Genomic DNA, 14,201 nt, shown 5'->3' with positions numbered 1-14,201 from the left:
ACTAGGTGTCTATCATGGAGAAAACTCCCCTATTCCGTCATGCCAAAACGGCTTCAATGTTATGCCTGAGCTTAGCGCTTGCTACTCAAAGCAGTAGCCTACTTGCCAACAGCGAACGTGAATTACTTTGGGGCGATACCCACTTACACAGCTCTTACTCTTTTGATGCCTATTTAAATCAGAACAAGACGGCCGACCCCGATACCGCCTATCGCTGGGCCCAAGGCCAGTGGATTATGCACCCATATACCAAGGCGCGTATTCGCATCAACACACCATTAGATTTTCTAGTAGTCTCCGATCATGCGGAGTTGATGGGTGTGCTGAAATATATCAACGAAAACGACGGCGGCTTTCCCGACGAGGGTATTTGGAAAAACTTTAAACGTTGGTTTTCCATAAAAGTTATCCGCTCAGCGATTGCAGATGGCACCGGCGTTGAGCTATTTCTCGATGCCCTGCCAGTTAAACTGAATAATCCTGGCGAGGATCCAGTGATAGATCCAGGAAATCCAGCACCCAATGACACCTTAGGTGATACCAGTAATATCGAGATTCAAACATGGCACGCCATTGTCGATTCCGCCGAGCGTCACAATAAACCTGGCGAGTTCACCACCTTTACCGGCTGGGAATGGAGCTCTATTCCCGCTGGTGCCAATTTGCATCGTATCGTCATCAGCCCTAATGGAGGCGAGCAGGCCAAGCAATACAAGCCATTCAGTTTTATCGACGGCCCTTATCCAGAGGACCTTTGGAACTGGCTGGAAAAAACTCAAAAGGAAACGGGCGCCGAGTTTATTGCCATTCCTCATAACTCGAACATATCCAAAGGCTATATGTTTGATGATAAAACTCTCGACCGCAAACCCATAACCGCAGAATACGCCAACACCCGGATGCAGTGGGAGCCCATTGTAGAAGTCACTCAAATTAAAGGCGATTCAGAGGCCCACCCCAGCCTATCTCCTGAGGACCAATTCGCCGGTTTCGAGCCTTTTAATCACTACTTACAAACTGGCGAAGAAGCCTATAAGGCTAGGCCTGGTGACTATGTCCGTACGGCGCTGGGGCGAGGTTTAAAATTGGAAGAGCAAACCGGAGTTAACCCTTATAAATTTGGCATGATCGGTTCTACCGATGCCCATACTGGTATTGCCTCGGCTGAAGAGGAAAACTTTTGGGGCAAAATGGCTTATGACTCCATCCCTGAAAACAAAGCCGGTGGTACCTTTTCCGATGAGGGCAGCGGCCCTAAAGGTTGGGATATGGCGGCACAAGGTTTGGCCGCTGTGTGGGCCGATAACAACGATCGTCAAAGTATCTTTCAAGCGATGCGCCGTAAGGAAACTTATGCCAGCACCGGGCCGCGCATGAGCCTGCGCTTCTTTGCTGGCTGGGATTTTAATGAAGAAGATCTACACGCTGAAGATTTTGCCGATAGGGGCTATGCCTCAGGCGTGCCCATGGGCGGAGATCTTTATCAAAACGGCGATGCTAAAGCACCACAGCTTATTATCCGCGCCAGCATGGACCCAATAACTCGACCCCTAGAGCGCATTGAAGTCATCAAGGGCTGGTTAGATAGTGACGGTAATAACCATGAACAGATCTATACCGTAGCCGCATCGGATCAACGTGAACTACCCGCGTCTGGCCAAATAGCGGCTGCCGAGGCCGAACTAAAAGACGGTAAAATTATCTCGCCTCTTAAAGGCGCTAAAGAGCTACTCGCTTTATGGCAAGACCCAGATTTCGACCCTAGCCAACGGGCCTTTTATTATGTGCGCTTACTTCAAATGCCAAGCAAGCGCCACTCCACATTGGATGCAGAGGCCTTGCAGTTGAAAGAAAGCAATTACCCCAAGCTTATTCAAGAAAGAGCCTACAGCTCACCGGTTTGGTATAACCCTAAATCCTAAGCCGATACCCACCAGGCGGAGTCAGAACCCACGGGTTCTGACCCCAAATCGAAGCCTACAACTCGCTGGTGTTGGAAATCCTCCAGAACCTCCTAAACCACAACTCGTTATCACGGCTCCAATAAAATCAGCTGAACCCGATAAACCCCAACTCCGAAGGCGGGGTCAGAACCCATGGGTTCTGACCCCAGATCGAAGCCGCGGTGCATCAGCGCAGGAATGCTCCCTTAAACTCTCGTCAGCACTCATTAACAGCCTTCTAACTTGATTACTTCAATCCTATCAAGCAGCAAGGCTTTCCCCTTCTTCAAGCTATGTTAGTATCGAGCTATCTCTAGGCCACTTAGCCATTTAACGAGTATGTATAAAATTACACATTGATAGCAAAGGATTTGCGAGAGGAAACCAGCAGCAATGAGCCAAAGCAAACTTGAACAATTAAAAAGCATGACCGATGTAGTCGCCGATACCGGCGATATCGAAGCCATCGCCAAATACCAACCCCAAGATGCCACCACAAACCCTTCGCTGGTATATAAAGCCGCACAGCTAGAACAATACCAAGGCCTAGTAAAAGAAGCGGTTGCCAAGCATCAAGACCCGAAACAAGCCGCCGATTACCTGGCCGTTGCACTGGGTAATGAGATTGTAAAACTAGTGCCTGGCCGCATTTCCACCGAGGTGGATGCGCGTTTATCATTTGATCGTGAAGCGACCATCAATAAAGCTCGTCAACTGATCGAACAATACGCTAAATTCGATGTTGAACCCAATCGCGTGCTAATTAAAATCGCCTCTACTTGGGAGGGTATACAAGCGGCTAAACAGCTAGAATCCGAAGGTATTCAATGTAATTTGACCCTATTGTTCAGCTTTGCCCAAGCCCGCGCCTGCGCCGATGCCGGGGTGACCTTGATTTCTCCCTTTGTTGGCCGCATCTTAGATTGGTATAAGCAGCAACAGCCCGATCAGGATCTCAGTGGCGCCAATGACCCCGGCGTTCAATCGGTTAGCCGCATTTACAATTACTATAAGCAGCACAGCTACGATACCATCGTAATGGGTGCCAGCTTTCGCAATACCCAAGAAATTGAAGAATTGGCCGGTTGTGATCGCCTTACCATTAGCCCAGCGTTGTTAGAATCGCTGAGAAATGATCATTCTGCTTTAGAACGTCGTCTAATCAACGATGCAAGTACACAGGAAAAAGAGGCCGCCCTAAGCGAAGTCCAATTCCGATTCGAGAGTAATCAAGATGCCATGGCGACTGAGAAGCTAGCCGAAGGTATCCGTAACTTTATTATCGATCAGGAAAAGTTAGAGGCTATGCTGGCGCAACAATAACTTATTGAAAGCAGCCACTATGATTGAATTTTTTAAGAATCTGTTTGAAGGTGCCGCCAGTTCAGATGGCATGTGCAGTGACAGCCCAGAAGACATACTGCACCAAGCCGCAGCAGCTCTGCTGATTGAGATTGCCGTTTCTGATGAGCACTTTTGTGGAGACGAGCTAAAAGCACTTGAGCGTATCCTAAATGAAAAGATGGGTATTGCTCAGCCCAAGCTCGACTGCATTATTGAACAGGCAAAAGCCGAGCAAGGTGATGCCACTTCGATCCATCAGTTTACTTCCTTGATCAATCAGAACTACAACCCGATTCAAAAGCGCGACTTAGTGCAGTATATGTGGCAGATTGCCTATGCTGATGGCAATCTTGATAAATACGAAGAGTATATGATTCGTAAAATTGCCGACCTAGTGCACCTAAGCCATAGCGATTTTATCTTATCGAAAACTCGCGCTAAGCAAGAGCTGTAATAGCAGCTTTACTTGCACTAAATTTCCGTTTGAGTACGCTCGCGATATTCCGAGGGCGTACAATCAAACCAAGTTTTAAATGCACGTGTAAAGTTGCTGTGATCGGCAAAGCCCAATAGCAGAGCAACCTCTGTTATTGGGCGATAATGCTGCAACAGATATTGCTGGGCTAGCTCCTTTCTTACCGCCTTCAGCAGTGATGTAAAGCTGCTACCTTCTTTTTGCAATTGCCGCTGTAATTGTCTTGGGCTTAAGCACAGTCGCTCAGCAATGCCCTGCTGACTGGGCTCACCTTTCGGTAATTGCTCTTTAATTGCGTCCTGAGTGCGTAACACAAAACTGCTATGCACAATACGCTGGATGTAATCCTGAGCGAGGTCGTCCTGTCTCTCGGCCAGCTGAGGGTCTGAGTGATCCAGTACTCGGTCGGCTAACTCCAAAGGCAACACCAGCTCATGCTGCTCACAAGAAAAGCTAACCGGGCAACCATAAAACGCTTCAAAGCATTTTGGGTCTGACGGAGCGGGTCGTTGTAGACATACGCGAACCGGGGTAATTTCACCTGGAAAAATAGAACGACAAACTGCAAGTAATCCAGCAAAACCAAAATCAACTACTTCCAAACCCACTTCTTCAATGGGAATCTTTGTTTTCATGCGAAGATAAAAAAATTGCTCGTCGCGACAATAGCTTTGTTTAATAACATTGGTGAGTAGCTCTTCAAACTGCACCACTCGTTGAAGTGCCTGCGCAACCGAAGAGCTGCATAACATCGCCAAACCCAAAGCGTGCCAATGTACTGGCTGGCATAAATGTGCCGAGGAAATTCCTAAGTTTTCATCGTTGCACAAATCAGTGGCGATACGCCAAGCTTTCGCTATGGTACTGACTTCGATGCGCTCATAGGGGTTGCCCAGCTGTTGCTGGTCAATACTCGCCATCTTCAGCACCTGACAATACGATACATTACGTTGCAGTAATATCATGTCTAAGGCCGAAATCCAGCTACTAAGAGATGTATAACTTTCCATGGGCTTTACAACGTTATTGTTATTTATCCTCGATTATAGATCTACGCTATAGGAATGATATGTTCAAAAATACCAAATCTCTTGTGTATAGCGGCCATTTTTTCACTAACAGTGACGCGCTCACAAATAACCCAAACTAAAGACAAATATAAACACCACGCATAACTACTAAAGCATCACCCCGCAAGGTCATTAGCAAAGAACCGGGGTCAGAACCCTTGGGTTCTGACCCCGCTTTCGAGGCCTGGATTTATTCGCTTTAGTTGATTCTATTGAAGCCGTGATAACGAGCTGCGGGTTAGGGGTTTCTAAAGAATTTCCAATACTAACAAGTTATCGGCTTCGATCTGGGGTCAGAACCCATGGGTTCTGACCCCGCTTTCGAGGCCGGGATTTATTCGCTTTAGTTGATTCTATTGAAGCCGTAATAACGAGCTTCGGGTTAGGGGTTTCTAAAGAATTTCCAATACTAACAAGTTATCGACTTCGATCTGGGGTCAGAACCCTTGGGTTCTGACCCCGCTTTCGAGGCCGGGATTTATTCGGTTTAGTTGATTCTATTGAAGACGTGATAACGAACTGCGGTTTAGGGGGGTTATAGAAATTCTAGTGCCTACAAGTTATCGGCCTAAGGTTTCTACTGACAAGTGCTTGTCGCTTTGCGCATAGCCTTAAAATCGAATTAAGCCCTATGCTGTATCGATAAATTAAAAACATACAATAAAAACGATAGGTGAGAGCCATGCCAAGACACTCTGTCTTTAAGCCCCAGTGCAAATTACTAACCCTAGCAATCAGTAGCCTTTGTATTGCCGACTTAAGCCAAGCCCAGGCTTTAGAAGAAGTGATCGTAACCGCTCAAAAGCGAGCCGAATCCCTGCAAGATGTTCCCATTTCTGTCTCGGCCATGAGCGGAGAAAAAATGGCCGATGCGGGTATTCAAAGTTTTACCGATATGAATAATTACGTGCCAAGTTTCTCGGTTACCAAGGACCCTATTGGCGACAAAATTAATATTCGTGGTATTCAATCTGGCAACCAAGCGGGCTTCGAGCAGTCTGTGGGTACCTTTGTAGATGGTATTTATCGCGGGCGTGGCACCCAGTCACGTTACTCTTTCTTAGATGTTGAAGCAGTAGAAATTCTTCGCGGTCCACAGGGAACACTATTTGGCAAAAACACCATCGCGGGCGCGCTGAATATTCGCTCTGCCAAACCGACCGATGAATTCGCTGGCCAATTGAGCGCCAGTTATAACACGGAATTTGAAACCACTGAGCTGCAAGGATTTGTCTCAGGTCCATTAAGTGACAGTGTTCGTGGTCGGGTTTTTGTCATGAACCGCCAGATGGATAAAGGCTGGGTGCATAACAGTTTCTATAATGCCGATGTTCCCGTCAGTGATGAAAAAGCCGGTCGACTTAGCTTAGATATCGATCTTGGCGACAACACCTTGCTCCGCATAAAAACCGAAGCGGCCGACTTCACGACTGTGGGCCAGCCATGGGATATTTTGGTCGCCGGCGGCCTTTCGGCTTTTGGCATTAGTAGCGCAGCCGATTATCGCATCAGCATGGGTAATATTCCCCAAGCACCATTTACTCACTTTGGTGCCAACGGCGAGTTTGTTAATGACCCCAATGGCGTATTGGATTTTGGCGCCGCAGGTCGACTCGATGGCGATAGCACCGAAACAGCAATTACTCTAGAGCATGATATTGAGCAAGGTACAGTTACCGCCATTCTTGGACATTCGGCCTATGAATTCCAACGTTACTTGGATGCGGATTTTGGTCCCACCTCCTCAGTACGTTTTGACGATAGCGAAGACTTTGATCAAAAAAGTTTCGAACTACGCTTTGCTTCGGATGTCGATGGCAATTTTAATTACATCACCGGTTTATTTTATCAAGAGCAAGATTTAACGGTTGATGGCCTAACCTATTTTAACTTTGGAACTCTGCAACCTCTCCTTAATGGAGCTTGTGCGGGTGCATTAGGCGCTGCCTACCCCGCTTTATTTGTTTCCGGTGATGCGCTTGCTACTGCCACTAATGTTGCCGGCGCGGTGGGTGCTGCTGGCGCTGCGGGCGCATCTTTAGCAAGTGCTTGTGGCCAAGCTGCGGCATTTGAGCCTTTAGTCAATGCGGGTATTAATGGTGGTAATCGCTACGCCTTGCTCGATCAAGAAAATGAAAGCTGGGCGGTCTTTTTTCAGGGCACTTATGAAATCTCCGATACTACTCGCTTGACCTTAGGCCTGCGTTATACCGAAGAAGAAAAATCCGCTTCGCAAAGCGTTCATGCCACAGAGTTTATCGAAAACGGTACCGAAAAAACCGATAACGCTATTCTAGCTGGTGCTTTAGAAGCCGTTGGCGAGTTTTCGACTCACAGCTTTGATTCTAGTGATCCGGGGATGAGTCGCGATGAAGAAAGCTTAACTTGGTCGGCAAACTTCCAGTGGGATGTAAGCGATGACACCATGGTTTATGCCAGCGCATCTACTGGCTTTAAAGCCGGCGGTTTCAACTCATTCTATATGGCACAGGGTCAGCCGAATAATTCACAGGATGCTTCTTTTGAAGAAGAAGAGGTCATCACTTTTGAAGTCGGTAGCAAGATGACACTGTTAGATGGCTCCGCAGAAATGAACTTGGCTTTATTCCGCACCGAGTTTGATGACTTGCAGGCTTCTATCTTTACCGGCGGCACCACTTTTGTAGTGCAAAACGCCGCAAAAGCAGTTACTCAAGGTTTGGAGATCGATGGTCGCTGGGCAATCACTGACAATCTTAATGTGCAAGCGGCCTTTGCTTATATTGATTTTGAATTTGAGCAGTTCCCGAACCAAGCTTGTACTGCAGCCCAGTTTGCTGGCGCTCGCCAAGCCGCTTATGAGGCCGCTTTAAATGCAGGCAGTAATGTTGGGGCAGCCGCTGCCGCACTCACCTATACCAATGGTAGCTGTTCAGCAGCTGGCGTTAATAATTTGGCCGGCGGCACCTCAGAGAATACTCCTGAATTTCAATTCAGTGTGGGCTTTAATCACACACAAAGCCTAGGCGCTGATTTTGAACTGGTGAGCAACTTGAATCTGAGCTGGACAGATGATGTGTATCGTCAAGCTGATCTTGACCCTGTTTCGTTGCAAGAAAGCTTCACCAAGGTAGATGCCAACTTTACCCTCGCACCGCTTGATGGCAACTGGGATGTTAGCTTGATTGCCAATAACTTAACGGATGAAGATACCTTAAGCTATGTGAATGATACGCCGCTGTTTAATGGTACGCATCAGGCAGCTTTAGAGCAACCACGCTCATTCACCGTTCGTGGCCGCTGGCATTTTTAAGTACCACTCACTCCTTCCCAACTACCGGGGTCAGAACCCAAGGGTTCTGACCCCAAATCGAAGCCGATAACTTACTGGCTTTGGACATTCTCAAAAAGCCCCAAAATCACAAGATACTATCGTGGTTTCAATAAAATCTATTGAACCAAATAAACCACGGCCCCGAAAGCGGGGTCAGAACCCTTGAGTTCTGACCCCAGCTGCAATAAAAAAGCCCGGGCTATGCCGGGCTTTTTTATTTAGCTTTCCGCCTGAAAGAAATCGCAGGCTAATGCACTTCGCAGTCGAGACAATCTGGAACGTAGTTCCTCTTCATCGTACTCCTTCGCCGGCGCGGCACCCCATATCGGATTAGGCCAGGCCACATCATCTTTAAAACGTGCCACATGGTGAATATGTAGCTGGGAAACATGGTTCCCTAAGGCCGCCATATTCATCTTGTCAGGTGCAAATAAAGCCACCATGGCCTCAGATAAGTAACCTGATTCTTTCGCATACTGCTGACGATCAATATCGCTTAGATGGTGCAATTCCGTCATATTAGCTCTTTTAGGTACCAGCAAGCACCAAGGGAAGTTGGCATCTTTGCTAAGTAGCACCAAAGATAGCGGGAAGTGGCCGACTACCACTGTAGAATCGGCAAGTTGTGGGTCCAGCTTAAATGGCTGGGTATCCATGGTTTCATCCATAGAAGAATCCTCGATCAAATTTTAACCACTTAAGCCTCAAAATAGGCTTATATATGGTATTACCGGGCTAAGACGAACAAATCAGCGTAGACCCCCAGAGACTGTCGCCTTAAAATAGCGGGTTCATTTGATGCCTGATTGTGTCCATTTAGACCAAAGGCCGCCTGCCTAGTTCGCTTTTGCCGATTAAACCCAGCATAGCAAGACCAGGCACAACCGCAAACCGCTTGATACGAGATACGAACCACTATGCGCGCCAGTCGATTTTTGATCGCTACACTAAAAGAAACCCCTGCCGACGCTGAAGTTATCAGCCACCAGCTTATGCTACGTGCCGGCATGATCCGTAAGCTAGCTTCCGGCCTATACACCTGGTTGCCGATGGGTTTACGAGTACTGCGCAAGGTGGAAACCATTGTCCGAGAGGAAATGGATAAATCAGGTGCCCAAGAGGTGATGATGCCAGTAGTTCAGCCTTCTGAGCTATGGCAAGAATCCGGCCGCTGGCAGGAATATGGGCCAGAGCTGGCTCGCTTACAAGACCGTCATCAGCGTGATTTCTGCTTGGGTCCAACCCACGAAGAAGTGATTACCGATATGATTCGCAATGAAATCAGCTCTTACAAACAGCTGCCTGCGAATTTTTATCAAATTCAAACCAAATTCCGCGATGAAATCCGCCCTCGCTTTGGCGTGATGCGTTCGCGCGAATTTGTCATGAAAGATGCCTACTCTTTCCATAGCAATGCCGAATCGTTGCAAGAAACCTACGATGTTATGCACAGCACCTACTGCAGCATCTTTAGCCGTATCGGTTTGGATTATCGTCCAGTACTGGCCGACACAGGCTCGATTGGTGGCGCTCACTCACATGAGTTTCACGTTCTCGCCCAAAGCGGTGAAGACGATATCGTATTCAGTAATAACAGTGACTACGCCGCTAATGTTGAAAAAGCTGAAGCAGTAGCCCCCGCTGGCGAGCGCCCTGCTGCTACAGCCGAACTGAGTAAGGTTCACACCCCTGAGCAGAAAACCATTGCTGCCGTTAGCGAATTCCTAAATGCCGACCCAGCCCAAAGCGTAAAAACCTTAATTGTGTTGGGTGAAACCCCAGAAGGCGAAGAAGAGGAAAGCGCAGCTCTTATTGCATTGGTTTTGCGAGGCGATCATGAGCTAAATGATATTAAAGCCGAGAAACTCGACGGTGTTGCCAACCCACTCTGCTTTGCCCCTGAAGAGCGCATTAAAGCCGAACTGGGCGTCGGCGTCGGCTCAATTGGCCCAGTAGGCCTGAACATTCCAACCATTATTGACCGCAGTGCCGCGCACTTGGCCGACTTTATTTGTGGCGCCAATGAAGATGACTACCACTACACCGGTGCCAACTGGGAGCGTGATGCGCAGTTAAACCGAGTTGAAGATATTCGCAATGTTGTTGCCGGTGACCCAAGCCCATGTGGCCAAGGTCAGCTGGAAATCAAACGCGGTATCGAAGTGGGCCATATCTTCCAGCTTGGCACCAAATATTCTCAAGCTATGAATGCCTCAGTACTGGATGAGAACGGTAAAGACGTTGTGATGAGCATGGGTTGTTACGGTATTGGGGTTACTCGCGTAGTAGCTTCGGCTATTGAACAAAACCATGACGACAAAGGTATTATTTGGCCAAGCGCGATCGCGCCGTTCCAAATGGCCATTGTACCGATCAATATGCATAAATCTGCTGACGTGGCCGCCGAATGTGAAGCACTTTATGAAAAACTAAGCGCTGCCGGGGTTGATGTTATCTTGATGGATGAGGCCAAAGCGCGTTTGGGTGTTATGTTGGCCAATACCGATTTGATGGGTATTCCGCATCGCCTAGTGATCGGCGATAAAGGTTTAGCCAAAGATAGCATCGAGTACAAAGGCCGTCGCGATGAGGAAAGCCAAGATATTGCTCGCAGTGAATTAAACAGTTTCTTAAGCGAGAAGCTGGGCGTTAACATCGCTTAAACCAAGAGCGACAATCAATAGCCTATGATTAATGGCCAGCTTATCTCAACCTCAACAATAGTGCGGCACTTTAAAAGCAGCGTTGCATTATTGTTTTTAAGCTGGCTCGCATTTTCCATAAGCGCCTTCAGCACTGCCCAATCTCTAGAGATTGATCCCGAATTACGTAAACGCCTTAAATCTAGTATTGCCGCCGCTGACAGTTTTGAAGATCGCTTTGATGCTGAAGTCTGGCTGGTGTCTAAATCACAAGTACTCAAAAAATACATTAAAGACCCAGAATATCGCTTACGGGTTCTCAAAGCCGTACATCGCGAAGCCAGCCGTCAAAATCTGCCGCCCGAACTAGTATTGTCCGTGATTCAAATCGAAAGCCATTTTGATCGCTTTGCTATTTCCAAAGTGGGCGCACAAGGTATGATGCAAGTCATGCCATTTTGGAAAAAAGAAATTGGCCGCCCGCAAGACAACCTCACCAAAATGGATACCAACCTACGTTATGGCTGTACCATTTTGCGGCACTATTTAGATAGGGAAAAAGGCCGCTGGCCGGAAGCCTTGGCGCGCTATAACGGCAGCTATGGCAGCTACCGTTATAGCAGAAAGGTTTTAAACGCTTGGGATCAATGGCGTTAGGGATCTACAGTGGCAATATATAAACAACTGTATGTCACGCCATAATTTATCTCGCAAGCACTAGCCATCAGCATTCATGGTTTCGATTAATTCAGCCAAAACTTCTTCAGCCTTATCATTCTCTACCTGACAGGTACCGGCCGCCAAGTGGCCACCACCACCGTACTTCAACATCAATTCACCGACATTGGTTTTCGAACTGCGATCTAAAATCGATTTACCGACAGCAAACACAGTGTTTTGCTTCTTGAGGCCCCACATGCGGTGAATAGAAATATTGATTTCAGGAAATAGCGCATAGATCATAAAACGGTTGCCCGCCCAAATTGGATCTTGCTCCTGCAGATTCAACACAACAACATTTTTATGGACCTCAGTATTTTGCTTGATCTGGTCCATAAACAATAAGTGGTGCTCTTTATACATATCGACGCGTTCTTTCACGTCTTCAAGTTGCAATATTTCTTCAATACTGTGACTGGCACAGTAATCAATCAGCTGCATCATCAGCTCATAATTGGAGATTCTGAATTCCCGAAAGCGACCTAAACCCGTGCGGGCATCCATAATAAAGTTAAGCAATTCCCAGTTTTTGGGGTTAACAATATCCTCTCGTACGTACTGGGCCGAATCCGCCTTATCGACTGCAGCCATCATCTCATCCCAGCTTTCAGGAAATACACCAAACCCGCCATAATGATCAAACACTACCCGGGCCGCAGACGGGGCTTCAGGATCAATGATGTGGTTCTCACGAATCCCGTTTCTCACGGTTTCGGAGTGGTGATGGTCAAACGCCAAGTAAACACCCGGCACGAAAGGCAAATTAGTAGTGATATCGTTATCGTCTATCTCAATCTTGCCATCCTGCATATCCTTAGGGTGAACAAACTTGATATCAGACACCATATCTAGATGCTTCAACAGAACCGCACACACCAACCCATCGAAATCACTGCGGGTTACCAAACGATATTGCTTAGTCGTCATTCTCTCACCTTTTACAAGAACAGCAGTCAGCCTTAAAACAAGGCCTTTTCTTAACCATAGTCCAAGCTATAGCGGCCTGCTTTGGTTTTGCTGAAGTCAAAAAGAGAAGATGATGAAAAGAGCGTCAAATTGATACAAAAAACGTCCTAACCATCTGATTTATAGAGAATTAATTCCAGAACATCAGAAAAACTGCAGGCACTGCAAAAAGAGAGATTTATGTACCCTGATAAGCCTTGCCAACCTCTTCGGCGATAATACTGATCCCTTTTGCTACCACTTCTGGGCTTTGGCTATAGGTGACGCGCAAGCATTCATCCTTATGGGGCCAGTCCTCTTCTAGCCCAACAAAGAAATGATGCCCAGCAACCACCAATACTCCGCGGCTTTTTAGGCGCTGATACAACTCTTCACTACTGATGGGAAGATCTTTAAACCATAGCCAAAAGAACATCGCGCCTTCAGGCTTATGTAAACGATAAGGCAAGCCTTGAAAAGATTGCCTTACCGCATCCTGAGCGAGCATTGAGGCATTTTCGTAGTAAGGGCGAATAATATCGTTACTGATTCGTAAAATACTGTCGTCTGCAAATAGCTGTTTACCAATGCTAGGCCCCAATGTTCCGGAAGCCAAACTAACGATGGTATTGGTATTGGTAAATGCTTTAATCACATCTTCATTGGCAACCACAATCCCCGTTCGAGCACCAGGCAAACCTAGCTTAGAAAAGCTAAACACTACAATGGTATTTTCGTTCCAGTGCGCCTTCGCTTCGCTAAAGATCATATTGGGAAACGGCGTGCCGTAAGCGCCGTCGATTATCAAGGGGATACCTTTCGCTCTTGCCAATTGATCAAGCTTTTGGATTTCACCATCGGTAAGTACATTACCGGTTGGGTTGGTTGGGCGAGATACACAAATAGCGCCAATATCGTCGCCGACATTCAGCTCATCAAAATCCACACGGTACTTAAAGAGATTATCATCCAACTCTTCAATCCTAGGTTTAGCCGCGACAAAGAGCTCTTCTTCAACGCCCACATCGGCATATCCTAAATACTCTGGCGCCAAAGGCAGTTGGATTTTTTTGTAGCTACCGTCTTCTTGTCGGCCACCAAACATATTGAATAGATTAAAAAAGGCCGACTGAGAGCCATTACTCACTGCAATATTAGCAGCGCTGACAGGCCATCCTAGCTCCTCATTTAATAGCCGGGCGACCGCTTGCAAAAACTCCAGTTCGCCCTGTGGAGATTGATAAATTCCAAATAATTTATGGCGCTCGCGTTCATCCGCCAAAACCGCTTGAAGCTTCTCAGCGAAGATATCTTCTAGCTCGGTAATTCGACTTGGATTTCCACCACCCATAAATATCATTTCAGGGTTTAGTGCCAAGGCTTGCCCTAAATCGTCCATTAAGCTAACAATGCCAGAATCACCCGCCATCTTTTGTCCAAGACGCGACAGCCCATTGTTTTTACCTTGCGATTTACCCGAATCCTCAACCATTCCTCTGCACCATCTACTACTTATTGCCCTGTGAGCTTGCCTCAATAAACTGTCTTTTTAAACTATCTATGCAAGCAAACTCAGCCATCAAATGGCTCCAGCCTACCCTTTTTGCTGGTCAAAATCGACAACTGTAGAATCGGCTGCCAGTTTGCCCTTTAATTAGCTTCACAAGCTGCGTAATTAGGGCTTTTGTTCGTCTTGATAAGAGCTGTAGTAAAGGCAGCGCGCCGCTGCCTTCTTGCGCCCCATAGTCA

Annotated in this window: 10 protein-coding genes; 6 read left to right on the top strand and 4 right to left on the bottom strand. The window is 47.1% G+C overall.

All coding sequences use genetic code 11. From position 1 onward, the window contains the following. Nucleotides 1-14 precede the first annotated feature (14 nt). The 3 genes from Q1A08_RS18450 to Q1A08_RS18440 all read left to right on the top strand — a co-directional run bounded on the left by Q1A08_RS18450 (nt 15) and on the right by Q1A08_RS18440 (nt 3,741). Nucleotides 15-1,922 carry a DUF3604 domain-containing protein gene (locus Q1A08_RS18450; protein ID WP_299775655.1) on the top strand — a complete coding sequence of 636 codons (1,908 nt, stop codon included), beginning with the start codon at nt 15-17 and terminating at the stop codon, nt 1,920-1,922. A gap of 414 nt (nt 1,923-2,336) precedes the next feature. Further along, nucleotides 2,337-3,266, top strand: a complete 930-nt coding sequence (gene tal, locus Q1A08_RS18445) for a transaldolase (protein WP_299775653.1) — start codon at nt 2,337-2,339, stop codon at nt 3,264-3,266. A gap of 19 nt (nt 3,267-3,285) precedes the next feature. Next, nucleotides 3,286-3,741: a TerB family tellurite resistance protein gene (locus Q1A08_RS18440; protein WP_299775651.1), complete on the top strand. Its 456-nt coding sequence runs from the start codon at nt 3,286-3,288 to the stop codon at nt 3,739-3,741. 17 nt (nt 3,742-3,758) lie between these two features. Here the strand turns inward: Q1A08_RS18440 and Q1A08_RS18435 are convergent, their stop codons facing one another. Next, nucleotides 3,759-4,772 carry an AraC family transcriptional regulator gene (locus tag Q1A08_RS18435; protein WP_299775649.1) on the bottom strand — a complete coding sequence of 338 codons (1,014 nt, stop codon included), beginning with the start codon at nt 4,770-4,772 and terminating at the stop codon, nt 3,759-3,761. Between the two features lie 742 nt (nt 4,773-5,514). Between Q1A08_RS18435 and Q1A08_RS18430 the strand changes: the two genes are divergently transcribed. Continuing rightward, the gene (locus Q1A08_RS18430) at nt 5,515-8,124 is read left to right on the top strand and encodes a TonB-dependent receptor (RefSeq protein WP_299775647.1); all 2,610 of its coding nucleotides are present in this window, start codon (nt 5,515-5,517) and stop codon (nt 8,122-8,124) included. Nucleotides 8,125-8,363: 239 nt separating this feature from the next. On the opposite strand, the gene Q1A08_RS18425 is transcribed toward Q1A08_RS18430, so the two are convergent. Then, on the bottom strand, nt 8,364-8,813 hold the full coding sequence (locus Q1A08_RS18425) for an HIT domain-containing protein (protein WP_299775645.1): 450 nt from the start codon (nt 8,811-8,813) through the stop codon (nt 8,364-8,366). 249 nt (nt 8,814-9,062) lie between these two features. Here Q1A08_RS18425 and Q1A08_RS18420 point away from each other — a divergent pair, with 249 nt between their 5' ends. Further along, nucleotides 9,063-10,808, top strand: a complete 1,746-nt coding sequence (locus Q1A08_RS18420; RefSeq protein ID WP_299775643.1) for a proline--tRNA ligase — start codon at nt 9,063-9,065, stop codon at nt 10,806-10,808. Nucleotides 10,809-10,832: 24 nt separating this feature from the next. Then, nucleotides 10,833-11,444 carry a lytic transglycosylase domain-containing protein gene (locus Q1A08_RS18415; protein ID WP_299775642.1) on the top strand — a complete coding sequence of 204 codons (612 nt, stop codon included), beginning with the start codon at nt 10,833-10,835 and terminating at the stop codon, nt 11,442-11,444. A gap of 60 nt (nt 11,445-11,504) precedes the next feature. On the opposite strand, the gene Q1A08_RS18410 is transcribed toward Q1A08_RS18415, so the two are convergent. Further along, complete coding sequence (locus tag Q1A08_RS18410) at nt 11,505-12,434, bottom strand: exopolyphosphatase (protein WP_299775640.1); 930 nt, start codon at nt 12,432-12,434, stop codon at nt 11,505-11,507. Between the two features lie 217 nt (nt 12,435-12,651). Next, entirely contained in the window at nt 12,652-13,944 is a 1,293-nt protein-coding gene (locus Q1A08_RS18405) for a valine--pyruvate transaminase (protein WP_299775638.1), read from the bottom strand. Nucleotides 13,945-14,201 lie beyond the last annotated feature (257 nt).

Source organism: uncultured Pseudoteredinibacter sp., assembly GCF_947500695.1.
GTDB lineage: Bacteria > Pseudomonadota > Gammaproteobacteria > Pseudomonadales > Cellvibrionaceae > Pseudoteredinibacter.
Note: the sequence above shows the minus strand (reverse complement) of the source record. Positions and strands in the feature narration are given on the sequence as shown.

Coding starts and splice junctions, on each gene's coding strand:
- Q1A08_RS18450 (WP_299775655.1), top strand. CDS start 15: ATGGAGAAAACTCCCCTATTCCGTCATGCCAAAACGGCTTCAATGTTA.
- tal (WP_299775653.1), top strand. CDS start 2,337: ATGAGCCAAAGCAAACTTGAACAATTAAAAAGCATGACCGATGTAGTC.
- Q1A08_RS18440 (WP_299775651.1), top strand. CDS start 3,286: ATGATTGAATTTTTTAAGAATCTGTTTGAAGGTGCCGCCAGTTCAGAT.
- Q1A08_RS18435 (WP_299775649.1), bottom strand. CDS start 4,772: ATGGAAAGTTATACATCTCTTAGTAGCTGGATTTCGGCCTTAGACATG.
- Q1A08_RS18430 (WP_299775647.1), top strand. CDS start 5,515: ATGCCAAGACACTCTGTCTTTAAGCCCCAGTGCAAATTACTAACCCTA.
- Q1A08_RS18425 (WP_299775645.1), bottom strand. CDS start 8,813: ATGGATGAAACCATGGATACCCAGCCATTTAAGCTGGACCCACAACTT.
- Q1A08_RS18420 (WP_299775643.1), top strand. CDS start 9,063: ATGCGCGCCAGTCGATTTTTGATCGCTACACTAAAAGAAACCCCTGCC.
- Q1A08_RS18415 (WP_299775642.1), top strand. CDS start 10,833: ATGATTAATGGCCAGCTTATCTCAACCTCAACAATAGTGCGGCACTTT.
- Q1A08_RS18410 (WP_299775640.1), bottom strand. CDS start 12,434: ATGACGACTAAGCAATATCGTTTGGTAACCCGCAGTGATTTCGATGGG.
- Q1A08_RS18405 (WP_299775638.1), bottom strand. CDS start 13,944: ATGGTTGAGGATTCGGGTAAATCGCAAGGTAAAAACAATGGGCTGTCG.